The following is a 20,805-nucleotide window of genomic DNA, read 5'->3' as shown; positions in this document are numbered from 1 at the left end:
GGAAATCGACCAGCTTGGCGACGCCGGTGCAGCGCGGGCCCATCGTGTGTGCGCTGGACGGCACGCCTGCGCGGCCGCGGATCACGTCGATCCACGCCTTCTGCCCCAGCGCGACGCGGTAGGTACCGGGGCGCGTTACCTGAAACATTGCGAGGCCCGCATAGCTGCCCGGCGCCGGCGTTCTGCCCGGCGCGATCCGCGGCTGCACTTCGCCAAGCGGTGCGAGTCTGAGGTCCGCGGCGCGATTAATTGCGAGCACAGGGGCGTTGCGCGGCGCATTTCCCGCGGTCAGCGGGGAGCGCATGCTCCAGTGCGACAGCTCGGCCGGGATAGCGACGCGAACGTTGGCGCAACCCGGGTCGGTCGCCGGATCCTGCATCGCGGCATTGGCGGGATGCGTCATCCCCACTGCTGCGGCGATGCCGGCGACCAGCGGTTCGAGCATGGAGGGCAGAAAGCGGACCATGCGCGCCTTCTACCGGCCAGCGGTGCGTGCCGCCAGCCTGCCGTTGCGGCAACTTGCGCAAGGCGCCGGGCCCGTGTTTGAGGCTTGGCACGCGCAACGGAGCAACGGCGATCATGGCTAGCAAACCCAACGACATACCCGTCGCGCCGTCCGCACCGGTGCCGATGCCGCGCGCGCTGCCGGTCATCGGCCACCTGCACCAGATCGCGCGTGCGGGGCTAATCGGCCACCTGCTCAGCGTCAGTCGATCAGAGCCGCAAGGCATCTTCAAGCTGCGGTTCGGCAGCCGCGTATCAATCTTCGTCACCGATCCCGACCTTGTGGCGGAGCTGTCGGATGAGACGCGCTTTCGCAAGATGCCGGGGCCGGCGTTGCGCGTCGTGCGCAAGTTCGCAGGGGACGGGCTTTTCACCGCGTTCAGCGAGGAGCCGAACTGGGGCAAGGCGCACCGCATCCTGCTGCCCGCCTTTTCGCAGCGCGCGATGCGCGGTTATTTCGACATGATCGTCGAGGTGTGTGATCAGCTCGTCGCCAAGTGGACGCGCGCGGCGGGCACAGACGTCCACGTTGCCGACGACATGACGCGGCTGACGCTGGATTCGATCGCAATCGCGGGGTTCGGCCATCGCTTCAACTCGTTCGAGCGCGACGAGCTCGACAGCTTCCTCGTCGCACTGGGCCGCGCTTTGTCGGAAGCGCTCAACGTCATCACGCGACTGCCTGTCCAGCAACGCTTCGCCAAGCGCGCGGCGGCGCAATACGAGGCCGACATCGCCGAGATGAACGCGCTGGTCGACGGCATCATCGCCGATCGCCGCGTCAACCCCAATGACGGCCGCGACCTGCTCAATCTGATGCTGACCGCGGTCGACCCGGAAACGGGCGAAGGGCTGGACGATCTCAACATCCGCTATCAGGTTTTGACCTTCCTGATTGCGGGACACGAGACGACGTCGGGGATGCTGACGTTCGCCTTCACTTACCTGCTGCGCAATCCGGCGGTGCTCGCGCAGGCCTATGCCGAGGTCGACGGCGTGCTGCCGGACGACACGCGGCCGGACTATGCCCATGTCGCGAAGCTGGAGGTGATCGAGCGCGTGCTGAAGGAAGCGCTGCGGCTCTGGCCGACCGCGCCCGCGTTCAGCGTCGCGCCGTTCGAGGATCAGGTGATCGGCGCGTGCGGCGGCAAACCCGGCTGGCAGATGCGCAAGGATCGGCCGGTCAACATCTTCACCCCCGGCCTTCACCGCGCGCCCGATGTGTGGGACCGCCCAGACGAGTTTGACATCGACCGCTGGTTGCCCGAGGCGGAGGCCGCGCGTCACCCGCACGCGTACAAGCCGTTCGGTAACGGCGAGCGCGCGTGCATCGGGCGGCAGTTCGCGATGGTCGAGGCGAAGATCGCGCTCGCCATGCTGCTGCGCGCCTTCGCGATCAGCGACCCGCACAGCTACACGCTGCGCGTCAAGGAAACGCTGTCGATCAAGCCCGACGAATTCACCATGCGCGTCCGGCTGCGCGGGAGCCATGAGCGGTTGCAGATGGGCGAAGCCGCGGCGGCGGATGAAGCGATCGAAGTCGGTGCCGTAGCAGGGTCGGGCCAGCGCTTCGTGCTGCTCTACGGCACCTCACTCGGTACCGCGCGCGACGTGGCGGAGGAGATCGCCGAGCGTGCGCGCACCGACGGGTTTGACGTCGTCGTGCGATCGATGAACGAGAGCTTCAAGGGCGGTGCCGCGCCCGCCGACAAGGTGATCGTGATCGTGACCGCGACCTATAACGGCCGCGCCCCCGACAGCGCGGTCGAGATCGAGCGCGCGCTCGATGCCGGCGCCTTCGATGGTGCGGACTGGTCGGGCGCGCGCTACGCCGTGCTCGGTATCGGCAACAGCCAGTGGCCGAGTTTCCAGGCGTTCCCGAAACGGATCGACGCCGCGATCGCGGCAGCGGGTGGCGAGCGGCTGGTGCCGCGCGGAGAGGCGGATGGGCAGGGTGACTTCGATGGCGCGATCGCGGCCTTCGTTCGTGACCTGTGGCAGGCACTGGGCGCACAGGCGGAGCCGGCGGCGAATAACGCGACGCTCTCTCTGGTGCCGGTCGACGCCGCCGAGACGCGCGCGCGTGCCTTGCCCGAGCATGCGCAGCGGCTGGAGATCGTCGCCAACGACGAGCTCGTGCAGCCGGCCAACGGCTTGTGGGACTTCGCACAGGAACCGCCGCGCCCGTCGACGCGGCTGGTGCGTGTGCGCCTGGCCGATGGCCAGCATTATGCCGCGGGCGATCACCTTGCGGTCTACGCGCGCAATCGCCCCGATCTGGTCGCGCGTGCGCTCGACCTGCTCGGCGTGCGCGGCGCGACGCAGGTGCGCGTCGACGCGCAGGGCGGCCGCTTCAAGCATCTGCCGCTCGGCGCCACGGTGACGGTCGAGCAGTTGCTGACCGACTTCGTTGAGCTGTCCGAGACGGTGTCCAGGCGTGCGCTCACGGGGTTGCGCTGCACCACGCGGTGCCCTCACACCGTGGCAACACTTGAGGCGCTGGAGCGCGCTTTCGACACCGAAGTCGCCGAAAAGCGCGTCTCTCTGCTCGACCTGATCGAACGACACCCTGCCGCAGCGGTGACGCTGGAGCAGCTGATCGACTGGAGCCCGGCGATCCAGCCCCGCTTCTACTCGATCGCTTCGTCGCCGCTCGTCTCGCCCGACGTCGCCGACCTGATCGTCGGCACGATCGCGGCGCCCGCCTGGTCGGGGTTCGGCGAGCACCGCGGTTTCGCGTCCGATTACATGAAGGCGCTCACACCGGGCGAGCACGTCTTCGGCCACGTCCGTCGCCCCAATCCCCCTTTCGCACCGCCCGCGGACCCTGCGCAGCCGATGATCCTGATCGGGCCTGGCACCGGGTTCGCACCCTTGCGCGGCTTTCTGCAGGAACGCGCGGTGCAGGTGGCGGCGGGCGAGCAGGTCGCGACCAGCCTGTTGTTCTTCGGCTGCCGTCATCCCGACCATGACTGGTTCTGTCGCGACGAGATGGAGGCTTGGGCGGCGGACGGGTTGATCGACCTGCACCTCGCCTTCTCCGCGGTGCCGTCGCACCCGTGGCGGTTCGTGCAGGATGCGCTCTGGGCCGAGCAGGAGCGCGTTTGGCGCGCGCTGGAGGCGGGCGCGAGTGTGTTCCTGTGCGGCGACGGCCGCTACATGGCGCCCGCGGTACGAGACACTTTAGTACTCATCTGGATGCAACAGGTTGGCGGCGAGCACGCGCAGGGTTCGGCGTGGCTCGAACAGCTAATCGCCGGCGGCCGCTTCCACCAGGACGTGTTCGGCTTCGGTAAATAGCGCGGGTGCAACCGCTTCGCGCCCGCTCGGTTAAGCCGGTGCAAGCGGTCCGGTAGCCGGCCGCGGAGAGGAGCATAATAATGGCGGACGAGAACACGAACGACGCGACCGGCGCGGCCTTCGAGGGCGCGCAGCGCGCGGGCGAGGCGATGCGCGCGTCGGGGCAGAAGATGGCGGACAATTCGTCGAGCCTCGGCATTGCGATGATCGATCAGGCGCAAACGAACGCCGAGCAGGCGTTCGCGGCAATGCGCGCGGCGGCACAGGCCAAGGACTTGGGCGACGTCATGCGCATTCAGAGCGATTATCTGCGCGAGCAGAGCCAGCGCTCGATGAACCAGGCGCGCGAAATCGGTGAGTTGATCATGAAGTTCGGTCGTGAGGCAGTCGCGCCGATGCAGGGCGGCGGCAAGTCGGGCTGAGCCGGACGATCGTCACCTTTACGCCTTCGTCGTAGAGGTGACGATCCGCTCGGCGTTACGGGCGTGGTTGCGTCGGTGTGCTGCCTGGCAGCACCGGCCCCTGCGCCGTAGCCTCAAGCTGTGAATCGCCACCGAGCGTCTGGTAGAGGGTGACGAGGTTCGATGCGCGCGTCAGCTGCGTCTGCACCACCGTGCGCTGCGCGGTGTAGAGCGAGCGTTGCGCGTCGAGGCTGGTCAGATAGGTGTCGATCCCGCCCTGGTATCGCGCATTGGCGAGTTGCAGCGTGTCGGCCGCCGCGTTGAGGAAGCGCTGGTTGGCGGCGAGCTGGTCGGTGATCGTGCCGCGCCGCGCGAGTGCGTCCGACACCTCCCGGAAGGCGGTCTGGATCGTCCCCTCATAAGTCGCCAGCGCGGCGTCGCGTTGCGCCTTAGAATAATCGACCCCGGCGCGCCCGGCACCGGCGCGGAAGATCGGGTAGCTGACGTTCGGCGCGACCGAATAATTGAACGCGCCGCCGGTGAACAGCGTGCGAAGCGCAGTGCTGGCGAAGCCGACCACGGCGGTCAGTGCGACGCGCGGAAACAGCTGCGCGCGGGCGGCCCCGATCTCGGCATTGGCGGCACGCAGGGAATATTCAGCCTGCACTACGTCTGGCCGGCGTAGCAGGATGCCCGAATCCAGCCCGGCGGGTAGCTCACCCAAATTCTTCGCCGCGTCGTCGATCGACGCAGGCAGCAAGCTGCCGTCGACCGGCGCGCCCACGAGCAGTTGCAGCGCGTTCACATCCTGCGCGAGCAGGCTGCGCTGCTGGGCGAGGTCGGCCTGCGCCGTTTCAAGTACCTGTTCGGCCTGGCGCACATCGCTGCGCGGCGAGACGCCGCCCGCCAGTCGCGCGCGGGTCAGCTGAACGCTGCGCTGAGCGCTGGTCGCGGTGTCCTGCGCGATCTTGAGCAGGCTGGCGTCCGAGCCGTAGGTGACCCAGGCGTTGGCGATGTCGGACACCAAGGTCAGCCGCGTCGCGCGTGCCGCCGCTTCCTGCCCGAAATAGCGATTGAGCGCCGCGCTGGTCAGCGAGCGGACGCGACCGAACAGGTCGATCTCGAACGCGGTGACGCCCAGCTGCGCGCTGAAGGTGCTTCGGTTAGAGGAGAAGTTGCTCGTTCCGCCCGTACCGCCGCCCGTGCCACCATTGCCGGTTCCGCCGTTGCCGCCCCCGGTTCCGCCATTGCCGACGCCCGTGCCGCCATTCCCGACACTGCCATTTCCAGCTCCCGTTCCCCCGCCACCCGCGTTGCCGCCGGTGCCAATCGGCACGCCGGTGGTGACACCCGAGTTGCCCGGCCGGCGATAGCTGTACGATCCGGTCGCATCGAGCTGCGGCAACAGGTCGGCGCGCTGGATGCGATATTGCGCGCGCGTCGCCTCGATGTTGGCGACCGCGACGCGCAGGTTGCGATTGTTGACCAGCGCCTGATCGATAATCCGCTGCAATCGCGGGTCGCGGAAGATGTCGCGGTAGCTGACGCTGGGTAGCGGCGCCTCGGTCTGGCGCAGGTATGCGTCGCCGACCGGCCACGATGGCGGCACGGGCAAATCGGGGCGGACGTATTTGGGCGCGAGCGAGCAGGCGGTGAGCGCGCTCGCCGTCAACAGCGCCACGAGGGGGCGGAATGTCGGGCGCATCAGGCGTGGTCCGGTGCGGGAAGGGCGGGGTGGCCGGCGGGTGCGGGCAGCTGCGGCGTCGGCGGCTGATCCTTCGGGCCGTTTTCACCGTCCCCGTCGTCGTTCGGGTGGCTCGGATCGGCGTCGCGGCGGAGGCCCTTGATGCCGTCGCGTGTGCCGCGGCGGACCAGCACGAAGAAGAGCGGGATGTAGAAGATCGCCAGCACGGTCGCGGTGATCATGCCGCCGATCACCGCGGTGCCGATCGCAATACGGCTGTTCGCACCCGCGCCGGTCGAAATGGCGAGCGGCAGCACACCGAAGATGAAGGCGAGGCTGGTCATCAAGATCGGGCGCAGACGCAGCCTGGCGGCCTCTAGCGCGGCGTCGATGATGCGCGCGCCCTTCTTCTCGGCCTGCTCGGCGAACTCGATCATCAGGATCGCGTTCTTTGCCGCCAGCCCCATCGTGGTCAGCAGGCCGATCTGCAGGTAGACGTCGTTGGTGAGCCCGCGCAATGTCACCAGCGCGACCGCGCCGATGAGCCCGAGCGGAATGATCAGCAGCACCGCGATCGGGATGGTCCAGCTCTCGTACAAGGCCGCGAGGCACAGGAAGACGACGATCAGTGACAGACCGTAGAGCAGCGGTGCCTGACCAGACGACAGCCGCTCCTGATACGACAGGCCCGCCCACGCGATGCTGGTACCGGGGATCTCGCCCGCCAGCTGCGCGATCCGCTCCATCGCCTCGCCCGAGCTGACGCCCGGGGTTCCCTGTCCCTGGAACTCGTACGACGAGATGCCATTGAAGCGCGACAGTGTCGTCGGCGCCTGCGACCAGCCGAGGCTCGCGAACGAGCTGAACGGGACCATGGTGCCCGAGCTGTTGCGGACGAACCATTGGTACAGGTCTTCGGGCTCGGCGCGGTAGGGCGCGTCACCCTGGACGTAGACGCGCTTCACGCGACCGCGATCGATGAAGTCGTTGACGTATCGGCCGCCCCAGGCGGTCGACAGCGTGGTGTTGACGTCACCCTGCGATAGGCCGAGCGCGGCGAGCTTCTGCGGGTCGGCATCGACCTTCAGCGTGCCGATGTCGGGCAGCTCGGTCAGACGCACGCCGGCGAGCTTCGGGTCGGCATTCGCCTTCTCCAGCAGCGCGTCACGAGCCTCGTTGAACTTCTCCTGGCTCATCCCGCTCGCGTTCTGGAGCTCCATCGTGAAGCCTTCCGACTGGCCGAGACCGCGAATGGCAGGGGGGACGAGCGCGAACACCTGCGCGTCGCGAAGCCCGCGGAACGCGGCCGACGCGCGCGCGACGATCGCGTCAGCCGCATCCGCCTTGTCGGTGCGGTTGGCCCAGTCGACAAAGGAGATGAACGCCTGGCCCGTATTCTGCCCGCTGGTGCCGCCGCCACCACCGCCCGCAACGCTGAACAGCGTGCGGATGTTGTGGCCTTCGTTCTTCGCGAAATACTGCTCGACCTGACGCTGCACTTCCTCGGTGCGGCCGCGCGTCGCGCCGGCGGGCAGGCGGAACTGCACGATCGCGCCGCCCTGATCCTCGGTTGGCAGAAACCCGGTCGGCAGCCGCAGGAAGAGGAAGGCGAGTAGTGCGAGGATCCCGCAGTAGATCAGCACGAAGATCCAGCGGTGATCGATCACCCGCTCGACCGCGTGGGTGTAGCGCTTCACCATGCGGTCGAAGCTGTCATTGAACCAGTTCTTCGCCGCCTCGAGCTTGTCGGCGACCCACGGCGCCTTCCGACCAAGCCACGTTTGGTGCAGATCGCCATTCTCGTCATGGCGCGCCTTCAACAGGTGCGAGGTGAGTGCGGGACTGAGGATCAGCGCGACGAGCACCGACAACACCATCGCCGAGATGATGGTGAGCGAGAACTGGCGATAGATGACGCCGGTCGACCCGCCGAAGAACGCCATCGGCAGGAACACCGCCGACAGCACGAGCGCGATCGCGACAAGGGCAACGGTGATCTCGTTCATCGACTCGATCGTCGCATCGCGCGGGCTCATGCCCGGGTTTTCCTCCATCAGGCGCTCGACATTCTCGACCACCACGATGGCGTCGTCGACGAGCAGGCCGATCGCGAGGACGAGCCCGAACAGCGTCAGCGTGTTGATCGAGAAACCCGCGAGATAGAAGACCGCGAACGTGCCGAGCAGCACCACCGGCACCGCAATCGTCGGAACGAGGGTCGCGCGCCAGCTCTGCAGGAACACGAACATGACGATGACGACGAGGATGATCGCCTCGACCAGCGTCTTGATTACTTCCTCGATCGACAGCTTGATGAAGTCGGTGGTGTCGTTGGCGTAGGCGATGCGCAGGTTCGGCGGGAAGGTCTTCGCAACCCGCGCGATCTCGGCCTTGACCAATTCGGCGGTTTGCAGCGCGTCGGCGCCGGGTGCCAGCAGCACCGCGATGCCCGCACCGGGATGCTGGTTGACGCGGCTGAACGCGGCGTAGCTCTCGCCACCCAGTTCGATCCGGCCGACATCCGCCAACCGTACAGTCGCGCCGCTGCTGGTGGTTTTCAGGATGATGTTGCGGAACTGCTCGGGCGTCTGAAGCCGCGACTGCGCGGTGACGGTCGCGTTCAGCATCTGCGACGAGGGCATCGGCTGCCCGCCGATCTCACCGGCTGCGACCTCGGTATTCTGGTTGGTGATGGCCGTGACGACGTCGCCGGGCATCAGCTGATAGCTCGCGAGGCGTGCGGGATCGAGCCAGATGCGCATGGCGTATTGCGCGCCGAACACGTTGGTGTCGCCGACGCCCTGTACGCGGCCGAGCGGGTCCTGCAGGTTCGACACCAGGTAATCGGACACGTCCTGGTTCGTCATCTTGTCGCTGATGTCGTAGACGCCCGCGATCAGCAGGTTGTCCGGGTTCGATTTGCGGACGGTCAATCCCTGCTGCTGCACCTGCTGCGGCAGGCGCGAGATCGCCTGCTGGATCTGGTTTTGCACCTGAACCTGCGCGATGTCGGGATCGGTACCCTTTTCGAATGTCACGCTGATTGATACCGAGCCGCGCGAGGACGAGGACGAGCTGAAATACAGCAGCCCGTCGATGCCGGTCAGCTGTTGCTCGATCACCTGCGTGACCGAATTCTGGATCGTCTGCGCGTTAGCGCCGGGATAGCTCGCGCGGATCGACACCTGCGGCGGCGCCACGTCGGGATATTGCGCGATCGGCAGGCCCAGGATGCCGCCGACGCCCGCCATCATGACGATGATGGCAAGGACCCAGGCGAAGATCGGGCGATCGATGAAGACGCGTGACAGCACTCAGCCGGCCTTGCTCTGGCCGCGACCGGTGGTGTCGCCGGCCTGACCGGCCTTGCCGTCCTTCGATGGCGGCGGGGTGACCTTCTGTGGCGTATTGGCGGGAACCGGGCGGATCGGCGCGTTCGCCTTCAGCGTGCCGGTTCCCTGCGTGATAATCTTGTCGCCGTTCTTCAGACCGGCGGTCACGACCCAGTAGACGCCCTGCGTCCGCTCGGCAGTAACGGTACGCTCCACCGCCTTGTTGCCCGGGCCGACGAGCCACACCGTCGCATTGCCCTTTGGATCGCGCGAGACCGCCTGCTGCGGCACCAGAAAAGCGTTCTGGTCGATTGACTGGCTGAACTGCGCGCGCACGAACATGCCGGGCAGCAACAGGCCGCGCGGGTTGGGGAAGCGCGCGCGGAGCGTCACCGTGCCGGTCGACTGGTCGACCACCACCTCGGCGAATTCGACGCTGCCGACCAGGCCGTAGTCGCTGCCGTCCTCCAGCATCAGCCGCACGTCGGCGCGCGCGGGCACCGCGCCTCCGCTGGCGAGCGCGCGCCGCAGCGCGAGCAGCTCGGCGCTCGACTGCTGGATGTCGACGAAGATCGGGTCGAGCTGCTGGATCGTGGTCAGCGGATCGGTCTGCGTCGCGCTGACCAGCGCGCCAACCGTGAACAGCGACCGGCCGATACGACCGGTGATCGGCGCAGGAACGGTGGTAAAGCGCAAGTTGATCCGCGCAGTGTCGAGCTGCGCCTTGTTGAGCGCGATCTGCGCCTGCGCCTGCCGCTGCGTCGCGACCGCGTCGGTGTAATCCTGCTTGCTGATCGCCTGTATCTCGGCGAGCGGCTTGTAGCGATCGGCGCGGATGCGCGCAGCCTCGGCATTGGCTTGCGCATTGGCGACGCTCGCGCGCGCCTCGTTCGCGGACGCGCGGTAGAGCGACGGGTCGATCTGGTAGAGCGGCTGACCCTTTCTGACGATCGATCCTTCGGTGAAGAAGCGGCGCTGGATCACGCCCGACACCTGCGGGCGAACCTCCGAGCTCTGGAATGCGACCACGCGACCGGCGAGCTCGGTCGTAACCGGCACGGAGGTCGGCTGGACCACGACATAGCCGACCTGCGCGGGACCGCCGGCGCCACCACGCCCGCCCGCGCCGCTCTTGCCCTTCTGCTGCTCGCCACCGCCACCGCATGCAGCCAGCGCCAGGACGGCGGGAGCCACGGCGATGCCGAGCAGCAGGCGGCGGTACCGCCCTTGGTCACGCTTGATCAATCTTTCACCCGCCAGCCTGTGATGCCGATCGTGCGCGACACGCCCACGACAGCCTGTCTGTCCCAGATGCGCTTATCGGGCGTTTGTCGCAAATGTTTCGCAACGGCCGCCGTTATTTTCCGCAAGTTCGCAGCCAAGGCCTTACGATTAAGCCTTCAACCGCGCACGAAATCGCCCTTGCGCCGCTCGCCGACCGCCTTGATCCCCTCTCTAAAATCGGCGGTTTGCATCAGCCGATCCTGTTCGGCGCGCTCGTGCTCGGTCCGCGCGCGTACCGCCTCGGCCAGATCGCCGCGCAGCGTCGCGCGCGTCGCCTCGACCGCGAGCGGCGCGTTGGCCGCGATCTCGCCCGCTAGCCGCTCAGCCGCGGTGCGAAGATCGGCGAGCGGTGCGATCTCGTCGACCAGCCCGTAACGCAGCGCGTCCTCCGCCTTCACGCGCCGCCCGGTCTGCAGCATCAGCGACGCGTGCTGCTCGCCGACGACGCGGGGCAGGGTAGCGGTGATCCCGAACCCGGCGTGAAAGCCGAGCGTGACGAAATTGGCGGAGAAGCGCGCCTCAGGCGCCGCGACGCGGAAATCGCCGACGAGTGCCAGGCCAAGCCCGGCGCCGACCGCCGCACCCTGCACCGCAACCACCACCGGCTTCTTCGACGCGAACAGGCGATAGGCGCCGCGATACAGCGCGGGTGTCTCGCTCTCGCCGCTCTCGTCGGCCAGCGGCTTGTCGCCGGTCAGGTCGGCGCCGCCGCAGAACACCTTGCCGGCGGTCGCGAGCACGATCGCGCGCACGTCGTCGTCGCGGCCCAAATCCTCGAACATGTCGGCGAGCGCGTTTACAAGCACGGCGTTGACGTGATTGTGCGGTGGTCGATCGATCACGACCGTGGCGACGTGATCGGCCTTCGTTACTGCGATATGCTCTCTCATGCCCGTGTTCCCAGCAGATTGCGCGCGACCACCCAGTTATGGATCTCGGTCGGACCGTCGTAGATCCGCATCAAGCGGATGCGCGCCGCCATCTGCTGCAGCGGCATCTCCCGCGTCATGCCCATCGCGCCGAAACACTGCATCGCGTGATCGAGCACCTCCCACGCGGTTTCGAGCGCGAAGCTCTTGATCATCGATACCTCGGTACGCGTGTCGCGCCCTTGATCGAGCTTCCACGCGCAATCGTAGGTCATCAACCGCGCGGCGTGCAGCTTGATCGCCGCGTCCGACACCCAGTTCTGGATCGTCTGCCGCTCCGACAAGGGCTTGCCGAAGGTGGAGCGCTGCGGCGCATAATCGATCATCATGTCGAGCGCGCGCTGCGCCATGCCGATCGCGTTCGCCGCCATTTCCGCGCGCCGTGTGGCGAGGCGGAGCTGCATCGGCGCGAACCCCTGTCCTTCGGTGCCGAGCAGCTTCCAGCCCGGTACGCGACAATCCTCCAGCACGACCTCGTAAAGCGTCTCCCCGCCGATCACCGGAATCGGGCGCACGACTTGGAAACCGGGCGCATCTTTGTCGACCAGGAACGCGCTCATGCCGCCGCGCGCGCCCTTCTCGCGGTCGGTCACCGCCATCAGGATGGTGAAGTCGGCGCGGTTCGCCTTGGTAATCCAGATCTTGCGCCCGTTGATCACCCAGTCGTCGCCATCTTGGACCGCGTGCGTTTTCATGCCGGCGGGATCGGTTCCCGCTCCGGGTTCGGAGATGCCGATCGCGCTGATCGTCTCGCCCGCAACGTAAGGCGCCAGATACGCCTCGCGCTGGCGGTCGTTGACGGTCGCGGCAAGCATGCGCAGATTGGGCGAGTCGGGCGGCAGCGTGTAGGGTACGATCGTCCGACCCATCGCCTCGTTGACGCCGACCATCGCGACTGCGGGCAAGTCGTGTCCGCCGACATCCTCGGGCGCGTCGAGACCCCACAAGCCCAGTTCGCGCGACACCGTATTGACCCGCTCGGTCTCCTCGGCGGTCAGCTGCACTTCCTCGCCCGCGATCGCGCGGTCGAGCACGCCGGCCTCCAGCGGCACCAATTCGTCCTCGACAAAGCGCCGCACGAGGTCGGCGATCATGCGATGGTCTTCGTCCAATTCGAAGTTCATGGGCTCTCCCAAGTGATCGTTGCGTTGCTCTTACGCGCGCGGCAGATAGGATGCCACATGGCGCGGCTGAAAAGTCACGCCGGGTAGAGGCAACCCATTGGCGTATCAGGCGTTGCGGGTGTGACGGGGGTGTAACGGTAAAGCCGACATCTCGCGCAAAGGGGCGAGTGCGTGGGTTTTTCGATTAAAGTGTCATTGCTGGCGGCGTCGTCCGCTCTTGCGCTGGTGACGGCGCCGGCAGCGGCGCAGATGAACCAGCCGGGCAGCGCGCCCGCACGGGGTCCCGATGCGCCGAAGTCCGCGACCCAGCCGTCCGTCGATCAGCAGGGTGACGCGGCGATCATCCCCGACGCCGAGTTCAACAGCGCGCTACCTCCGATCAGCGATGACATAAACGCGCCGCTCGAGCCGATGCCGCTCGACACTGCGCCAGCGACTGCAAGTGTGAGCAAGCCAGCCGCCACGACCTCGCAAACAATTGCGCCGGTTGCGCAATCGGCGGCCCAGCAGCCGATCGTGCCCGGTGCCTTAGCCACGCCCGCGTCGATTGATCCGCAACTCGCCCAGCCGCTTGAGCCTCTGTCGACCTTCAACACCGAACCGCTGCAGACGGTCGCCGACGTAAAGGGCGGCAACGCGCCCGAGATCGCCTATGACACGGTGGTACGCGGGCTCGATCCGCTCAACCTCACCGACGAGTTCAATTCACTGTCCGCGCTCAAGGAAGGCAAGGGCAAGGCCGCCAACGCGACGCAGGTCTCGGCGCGTGCGCGCGAGGATGAGGGTCTGGCGGTGCGATTGATGAAGTCGCTTGGCTATTACGACAGCACCGCGATCTCGACGCTTGAACAGCCCGCGGCGGCGGGCAACAAGCTGCGCGCGATCGTCAGCGCGACACCCGGCAAGATCTACACGCTCGGCTCGATCCAGGTGCAGACCGGGCCAACCATGCCGACGGGGCTCGTCCAGCGTGAACTGCCGCTCAAGGTCGGCGATCCGATCGAGGCCGCGCGCATCCAGGGCGCGGAGGCGAACGTCAGCCTGAAACTGCCGCAACAAGGCTATCCCTTCGTCAAGGTCGGGCAGCGCGACATCCTGCTCGACGATGCGACATGGAAGGGCGCCTACACGCTGCCGGTCGACACGGGACCGCGCTCCTCCTTCGGCGTGCTGCGCACCGAGGGCGATCCGGTCTTGTCGGTCGATCACCTGAACGTCTTTCCGCGCTTCGACCAGGGTCAGCTCTACGACATTCGCCTGACCGACGATCTGCGTCAGGCGCTGGTCGCGACTGGGCTGTTCTCCAACGTCTCGGTTGAGCCGGTCCGCACCGGACAGCCGGGTCCGGACGGGACCGAGCAGGTCGATCTGCTGGTGCGGCAGACCAAGGGACCGTTCCGTTCGCTGTCGGGCAGCGCGGGCTACGGCACCGGTGAGGGCGTCAAGGTCGAGGCCGCGTTCACGCACCGCAATCTGTTCCCGCCCGAAGGCGCGCTGATCGTGACCGGCGTCGGCGGCACGCAGCAGCAGGGCGCTTCTGTCACCTTCCGTCGCCAGAACGCGGGCAAGCGCGACCGCACGGTCAGCCTGCTCGGCAGCGTGCTCAGGCAGGATTACGACGCGTTCAATGCGGTGACCGCGACGATTGCGGGGCGGATCAGCTATGATTCGACGCCGATCTGGCAAAAGCCGCTCACCTATGCTTTCGGGTTCGAACTGGTCGGCACCAACGAGCAGAGCTACGACTTCCAGGCTGGTGGACGTCGCCGCCGCAATTACGGCATCGCCGCACTACCGGGACAGGTGTTGTTCGACCGCTCGAACGATTTGCTCAACCCGACCAAGGGTTATCGCCTGAAGCTCAACGTCAGCCCGGAAACCGCCGTGTCGGGCGGGGTCAGGCCGTATGCGCGCACGATGGTGGAGGCGACCGGCTATTACCCGGTCAACGATAGCCTGGTCATCGCTGGCCGTGCGCGTGCGGGATCGATCTTCGGCATCGAGCGCGACGATCTCGCGCCGTCCAGGCGTTATTACGGCGGCGGCGGCGGATCGGTGCGCGGCTACGGCTACCAGCGGCTCGGCCCGCTCGATCCTGAGGGCAATCCGGTCGGCGGTCGCAGCCTCAACGAATTCGCGATCGAGGCACGGTATCGCTTCGGCGATTTCGGAATCGTGCCGTTCTTCGATGCCGGCAACGCGTATGAGGGTACGTTCCCGACCGCTAAGAACCTGCGCTACGGCGCGGGCATCGGCGGGCGCTTCTATACCAACTTCGGGCCGATGCGCGTTGACGTGGCGACGCCGCTCAACCCGCGCGAGGGCGACGGCAAGATCGCGCTCTACATCTCGATCGGGCAGGCGTTTTGATGGCTGACGACACGCTCCCTGCCGACGAGGTGGTCGTCGTCAACCGCCCGCTGTGGCAGCGCTTGCTCAAATGGCTTGCGATCGCCGTCGTTGCGATCGTGCTGCTGCTCGTCGCGATCGTGCTGGGCATCAACACCGATCCCGGCCGCCGTTTCGTCGCCGATCGCGTCGGCGATTACACGACCGAGTCGGGGCTGAACATCCGCGTCGGCCGCATCGAGGGCTCGCTGTACGGGCAGATGTCGCTGGTCGACGTGCGCGTAAACGACCCCAAGGGAACGTTCCTGCAATCGCCGCGAATTGACGTCGACTGGCGTCCGTTCGACTATCTCAACAACCACATCGACGTGCGACGCGCGTCGAGCCAGCTGATCACGCTGCGCCGTAATCCCGAGCTCAAGACCGTCCCGCCCAAGCCCGAGGACGCCAACTCCCCGATCTTACCCGACATCGACATCGACATCGGGCGGTTGCAGGTCGCGCGCTTCGTCATGGAGCCGCTGGTTGCGGGGCAGCGCCACATCGCACGCTTCGACGGGCAGGCGCATATCGCCGACCGCCGCGCGCAACTGACCGTCGACGCGGTTGCGCTGCGCGCGCCCGGCGTCGCCGGCGGCGATACCGCGCGCGTCAAGATCGACGCCGTACCCGAAGACAACAAGCTCGACATCCGCGCGCGGATCGCCGCGCCCGCCAACGGTGCGATCGCGCAGATCGCCGGATTGAAGGCGCCGCTCAACGCCACGATCGACGGGCGCGGCAGCTGGAAGGATTGGCGGGGCAAGCTAATCGCGACGCTCGGTGGCGGCACGCTCGCTGATCTCGCGCTTCAGGCGAACGACGGGCGCTTCCAGATCAACGGCATGACCCGCCCCGGGCTCTACCTCGAAGGTCCGGTCGAGCGGCTGACTGCGCCGGGGTTGCAGGTCGCGATCGACGCGCACCTGAATGAGCGCCGCGTCGACACGCGCGTCAAGCTCAAGTCGAACGCGCTGTCGGTTGACGCCGGCGGTCTCATCGATCTCGCCAACGCGCGGCTCGGCAACTTCGCGGTCGACGCCGCGCTGCTGACGCCGGGGGCGATCGCGCCCAATTTGCGCGGCCGCAACGTGCTGGCACGCGTCGTCCTGAACGGCGCGTTCGCGACGCCTACGGTCGATTACAAGCTGCGCGCGACCTCGCTTGGGTTTGCGGAGACCACGCTCGAGAGCGTCTACGCAGAGGGCCTGGCGCGCGTGAACGCCGACCGCATCCTCGTGCCGGTCCATGCCCGCGCGCGCCGCATCACGGGGTTGAACGCCGCACTCGGTGGCCTCACCACCAACGTCCGCGTCGACGGCGACCTCGCCATCTCGATGCCGAACATCCTGTCTGACAACCTGCGCATCCGCTCCGACAATATCGACGCGAACGCCGTAATTGCGGCGAATGTCGCGACGGGTCGCTACACCGGCGGGTTGAAGGGGCGGGTGAACAACTTCCGCGTCGAGAGCGTCGGCATCGTCGACCTGACCACCGACGCCAATCTGGTGCCGGGTCCGAACGGCGGCTTCGGGATCAATGGCCGCGTCGCGCTGCGCACGAAGCAGTTGTTCAACGAGGGCGTACGTAACTTCCTCGGCGGTAACGCGACGGCGAGCACGCGATTCGGCTACTCGCCCGAGGGGATCGTCACCTTCACCGACCTGCGGTTGAACGCGCCGCAGTTCCGCGTCACACGCGGGCAGGGGCGCTACGATTCCCGCGGCGGGCTGCTGGTCGATGCCGACGCTTATTCGACGCAATATGGCCCGCTCTACGCGCGCGTCACCGGTTCGACCGACGCGCCGGTGGTGCGCCTGCGTGCACCGCGGCCCGGCGTGGGAATCGGGCTTGCCAATCTCAACGCCCGTGTCGTTGGACGCGGCGGCGCGTATCAGGTCAACGCGACCGGCGGGACCAATTACGGTCCGTTCACCGCCGATGTGCTGGTCACGCCCGGCAACCAACTCGCGGTCGACATTCGCCGCGTGGTGTTCGCCGGGATCAACTTCGCCGGACGAGTGGTGCAAACCGCCGCCGGACCCTTCGCCGGACAGGTGCGCTTCGCCGGATCGGGGCTGACCGGTACCGCCGACCTCGGCGCGCAGGGCAAGTACCAGCGCGCCAGCGTCAACGCGCGCGCGTATGCAGCAACCATCCCGGGTACGACCGACTTCACGATCGGGCGCGCGATCATCAACGGCACGGTCGTTCTGTACGACAATGCTCCCTCAGTCGTCGCCGACGCGCAGGTCGCTGATCTGCGCTATGGCCCGACCGTGATCCAGGCCGGTCGCGTCAAGGTGAACTATACCGGTGGGCGTGGCACGGCGCAGGCGCTGCTGACCGGATCGAACAGCGTGCCGTTCCGCGTCGCCGTCAATGCGAAGCTTTTGCCGGGCGAATATCTCGCCGCGTTGCAGGGTCAGGCGAACGGGATTGCGTTCCGCACCGCAAACCCGGCGCGGATCGTCCCAGCGGGCGGCGGCTATCAGTTGCAGCCTACCCGCATAGACTTCAGCCAAGGCAGCCTGCGCCTCGCCGGCCGCTACGGCGGTGGGCAGACGAGAGCGCAGGCACGGCTCGACCGGCTCGATCTCGGCATCGCCAACGCCTTCGTGCCCAATATCGGTTTAGGCGGGCAGGCAACGGGCAGTCTGGATTACGTCGAGCGCTCTGCCAGCGCGGTGCCGGAGGCGGACGTGCGGCTCAACATCACGAATTTCACGCGGTCGAGCCTTACGGCGGTCTCCGAACCGGTCGACGTAGTCTTCCAGGGCCGGCTCGACGCAGCGGTGGGCGAAGGGCGCGCGCTCATCAAGCGCGGCGGCACGACGGTCGGGCGCATGGTCGCGCGGCTGACACCGGCTGGTAGCGGCAGCTGGTCGACCCGGCTGATGCAGGGACCGCTGTCCGGCGGCATCCGCTACAACGGGCCGTCGGGGGTCCTGTTCAGCTTCGCCGGTCTCGCCGAGCAGCAATTGTCCGGGCCGATCGCGGTCGCGGCCGATTTAGGCGGAACCATATCGGCGCCGCGAATCAACGGGCTTATTCGCGGCGACAACCTGACCTACGACAACGAAACGTACGGCACGCGGCTGTCTCAGATGCGGATTGCGGCGCGGTTCAACAACGACAGGCTGGAGCTCACGAGTCTGTCGGCGCGGGCGGGTGACGGCACGGTGCAGGCGCAGGGTACAGTCGGGTTGGCGGCGGCGCAGGGCTTCCCGATCGACGTGACCGCGCGGCTCGACAATGCGCGGCTCGCCAAGTCGGATGCGCTCGGTGCTACGGCGACCGGAACCGTGCGGGTGCAGAACGGCGCCAACGGCGGACTGATCAGCGGCGACATCAACATCCCCGAGGCGCGCTACCAGATCATCCGTCAGGGCGCGGCCGAGGTGCCCGAGCTGACCGGTGTGCGGAAGAAGAGCGAGATCCGCGTCGCGCGACCAACCGATCGTCCGGCAGCGCCGTCGGTAGGGCTGTTCAAGCTCGACCTGCGCGTTCACGCGGACAACCAGCTGTTCGTCTCCGGCATGGGGCTGGAAAGCGAATGGGAGGCCGACATGCGGATCGGCGGCACCTCGGCTGCACCGACGATCGCGGGCGGACTCGACATCGTTCGCGGTACCTACTCCTTCTCGGGCAACCGTTTTGAGGTAACGCGCGGGCGCGTACGCTTCCGCGGTGGCGGGCTGACCGACCCGGACATCGACATTCTCGCCACCACGACGAAGAACGGCACGACGTTCAATATTGCGATCACTGGCACCGGTCAGCGGCCACAGGTCGCCTTCACCTCGACCCCGGCGCTGCCGCAGGACGAGGTGCTCAGCCGGCTGCTGTTCGGAACCAATCCGGCCAATCTGTCCGCGACCGAGGCGATCCAACTCGCGTCCGCGCTCAATTCGCTGCGCGGCTCGGGTGGCGGGCTCAACCCGCTCGGCAAGCTGCGGGCGGCGACCGGCTTCGACCGATTGCGCGTGCTCGGCGCCGATGAGGCGACCGGGCGCGGCACCTCGCTCGCGGCGGGCAAATACCTGACCGACGACATCTACATCGAGATCGTGACCGATGCGCGCGGCTTCACCGCGACCCAGCTGACGATCGCGCTGACCAAGGCGATCAGCGTGCTGTCACAGGCGGGATCGTTCGGCGGGTCGAACATGCAGCTGCGCTACTCGAAGGATTTCTGATCGGTCTTCCCGCGCAACTGACATCCGTGTAAGCCGGCTCCCAGGAAGAGGAGCCGGCAATGACCGAGCAGTTCGACGTGATTATCGTGGGGGCGGGGCTGTCGGGCGTTGGCGCGGCCTACCACCTGCAAAAGAACTGTCCCGATCGTACGTTCGCGATCTTGGAGGCGAGAGCGGCGATCGGCGGGACGTGGGATCTGTTCCGCTATCCCGGCATTCGCTCCGATTCGGACATGCACACGCTCGGGTACGACTTCCGGCCCTGGACCCAGGCCAAGGCGATCGCCGATGGACCCTCGATCCGCGAATATATCGAGGACACCGCGCGCGAGCACGGGATTGATCGCCAAATCCGCTTTGGTCACCGCGTGAAAAGCGCCGCCTGGTCGACCGCGGATGCCGCATGGACGCTGGAGGTCGAGCACGACGGCGCTGTGCGCCAGTTACGGTGCAACTTCCTCTACATGTGCTCGGGCTATTACGATTACGCAAAGGGGCACGCGCCCACCTTCGCGGGAACCGAGCAGTTCGAAGGCCGCATCGTTCACCCGCAATTCTGGCCGGGCGACCTCGATTACAAGGACAAGAAGGTCGTCGTGATCGGCAGCGGTGCGACGGCGGTGACGCTGGTGCCCGAAATGGCGAAGCAGGCGGCGCACGTCACCATGCTGCAGCGTTCACCCACTTATGTTGTCTCGCGTCCGGCAGAGGATGGCCTTGCCAACCGCCTGCGCGCCATGCTGCCCGCGAAAGCCGCTTACGGGATTACGCGGTGGAAGAACGTGCTGTTCGGCATGCTGTTCTACAACCTGGCGCGAAAGCGACCCGCTCGCACCAAGGAGCGGCTGCTCGGCATGGTACGCGAGCACCTCGGTCCCGATTACGACGTCGAGACGCATTTCACCCCGCGTTACAATCCGTGGGATCAGCGGCTCTGCCTTGTTCCCGACGCCGACCTGTTCGACACGATCAAGCGTGGCCAAGCCTCCGTGGTCACCGATACGATCGAGACGTTTACGCGCACCGGTATCCGCCTGATGTCGGGGAAGGAGATCGCGGCAGATGTGGTGGTCACCGCGACGGGTCTTGAACTGGCATTGATGGGTGGTGCCACGTTCAGCGTTGATGGCGCGCCGGTGCGCCTGGCCGATACGCTGCAGTACAAGGGGATGATGTTCTCCGACGTGCCAAACCTCGCCTTCACCTTCGGCTACACCAACGCGTCATGGACGCTGAAGGCCGATCTGGTTGCGCGCTACGTCTGTCGGCTGCTTAATGCGATGCGACGCAAGAAGGTTAGACAGGCGACACCGCGGATTGGCGTCGCGGCGATCGAGCCGCAGCCCTTCGCGGATTTCTCATCGGGGTATATCCAGCGCGCGATCGACAACCTGCCGCGACAGGGGAACCGTAAGCCGTGGCGGCTCAATCAGAATTACGCACTTGACGTAATGGCGCTGCGATTCGGATCGATCGAGAACGAGATGGAGTTAGGCAATCCGGCGCGCGAATTTGAGATAGCGACTGCCTAAGCTAGCTTGTTAATCAGCTTCGATGAGGTGGTTCGGACGGCCGCAGGTCTCGGAAGACCATGGCGAACGTCCGAACCGGTCGTGATTACCAGGGGCGGATGATCGGCCCGGTGATCAGCGCGAAA

Annotated in this window: 11 protein-coding genes; 5 read left to right on the top strand and 6 right to left on the bottom strand. The window is 66.9% G+C overall.

The window, feature by feature from the left end:
• Window positions 1-466: homogentisate 1,2-dioxygenase (locus tag QZ847_RS05420; protein ID WP_294353957.1), on the bottom strand; the 466-nt coding region annotated here is incomplete at its 3' end.
• Window positions 467-579: 113 nt separating this feature from the next.
• Between QZ847_RS05420 and QZ847_RS05415 the strand changes: the two genes are divergently transcribed.
• Both QZ847_RS05415 and QZ847_RS05410 read left to right on the top strand, forming a co-directional pair.
• Window positions 580-3,804 carry a cytochrome P450 gene (locus tag QZ847_RS05415; protein WP_294353954.1) on the top strand — a complete coding sequence of 1,075 codons (3,225 nt, stop codon included), beginning with the start codon at window positions 580-582 and terminating at the stop codon, window positions 3,802-3,804.
• 80 nt (window positions 3,805-3,884) lie between these two features.
• Window positions 3,885-4,226: a phasin family protein gene (locus QZ847_RS05410; RefSeq protein WP_294353952.1), complete on the top strand. Its 342-nt coding sequence runs from the start codon at window positions 3,885-3,887 to the stop codon at window positions 4,224-4,226.
• A gap of 55 nt (window positions 4,227-4,281) precedes the next feature.
• On the opposite strand, the gene QZ847_RS05405 is transcribed toward QZ847_RS05410, so the two are convergent.
• From QZ847_RS05405 to QZ847_RS05385, 5 genes are all read right to left on the bottom strand, one after another.
• Entirely contained in the window at window positions 4,282-5,910 is a 1,629-nt protein-coding gene (locus tag QZ847_RS05405; RefSeq protein WP_294353949.1) for an efflux transporter outer membrane subunit, read from the bottom strand.
• Window positions 5,910-9,203: a multidrug efflux RND transporter permease subunit gene (locus tag QZ847_RS05400; RefSeq protein WP_294353946.1), complete on the bottom strand. Its 3,294-nt coding sequence runs from the start codon at window positions 9,201-9,203 to the stop codon at window positions 5,910-5,912. The genes QZ847_RS05405 and QZ847_RS05400 overlap by 1 nt, the downstream gene beginning before the upstream one ends.
• A complete protein-coding gene (locus QZ847_RS05395) occupies window positions 9,204-10,466 on the bottom strand; it encodes an efflux RND transporter periplasmic adaptor subunit (protein ID WP_294353940.1) in 1,263 nt (420 codons plus the stop codon).
• A gap of 155 nt (window positions 10,467-10,621) precedes the next feature.
• The gene (locus QZ847_RS05390; RefSeq protein WP_294353938.1) at window positions 10,622-11,395 is read right to left on the bottom strand and encodes an enoyl-CoA hydratase/isomerase family protein; all 774 of its coding nucleotides are present in this window, start codon (window positions 11,393-11,395) and stop codon (window positions 10,622-10,624) included.
• Window positions 11,392-12,558 carry an acyl-CoA dehydrogenase family protein gene (locus QZ847_RS05385; RefSeq protein ID WP_294353935.1) on the bottom strand — a complete coding sequence of 389 codons (1,167 nt, stop codon included), beginning with the start codon at window positions 12,556-12,558 and terminating at the stop codon, window positions 11,392-11,394. The genes QZ847_RS05390 and QZ847_RS05385 overlap by 4 nt, the downstream gene beginning before the upstream one ends.
• 249 nt (window positions 12,559-12,807) lie before the next feature.
• On the opposite strand from QZ847_RS05385, the gene QZ847_RS05380 reads away from it, so the two are divergent.
• From QZ847_RS05380 to QZ847_RS05370, 3 genes are read left to right on the top strand one after another with little or no spacing between them, the layout of a single operon-like run.
• Window positions 12,808-14,928 (top strand): BamA/TamA family outer membrane protein, encoded by a 2,121-nt coding sequence (locus QZ847_RS05380; protein ID WP_294353960.1) that lies wholly within the window; start codon window positions 12,808-12,810, stop codon window positions 14,926-14,928.
• Complete coding sequence (locus tag QZ847_RS05375; protein ID WP_294353932.1) at window positions 14,928-19,148, top strand: translocation/assembly module TamB domain-containing protein; 4,221 nt, start codon at window positions 14,928-14,930, stop codon at window positions 19,146-19,148. The genes QZ847_RS05380 and QZ847_RS05375 overlap by 1 nt, the downstream gene beginning before the upstream one ends.
• Before the next feature lie 59 nt (window positions 19,149-19,207).
• Entirely contained in the window at window positions 19,208-20,680 is a 1,473-nt protein-coding gene (locus QZ847_RS05370) for an NAD(P)/FAD-dependent oxidoreductase (RefSeq protein WP_294353929.1), read from the top strand.
• Window positions 20,681-20,805 lie beyond the last annotated feature (125 nt).

It is taken from the genome of uncultured Sphingomonas sp. (genome assembly GCF_913778135.1).
In the GTDB taxonomy this organism is placed as follows: Bacteria; Pseudomonadota; Alphaproteobacteria; order Sphingomonadales; family Sphingomonadaceae; genus Sphingomonas.
Note: the sequence above shows the minus strand (reverse complement) of the source record. Positions and strands in the feature narration are given on the sequence as shown.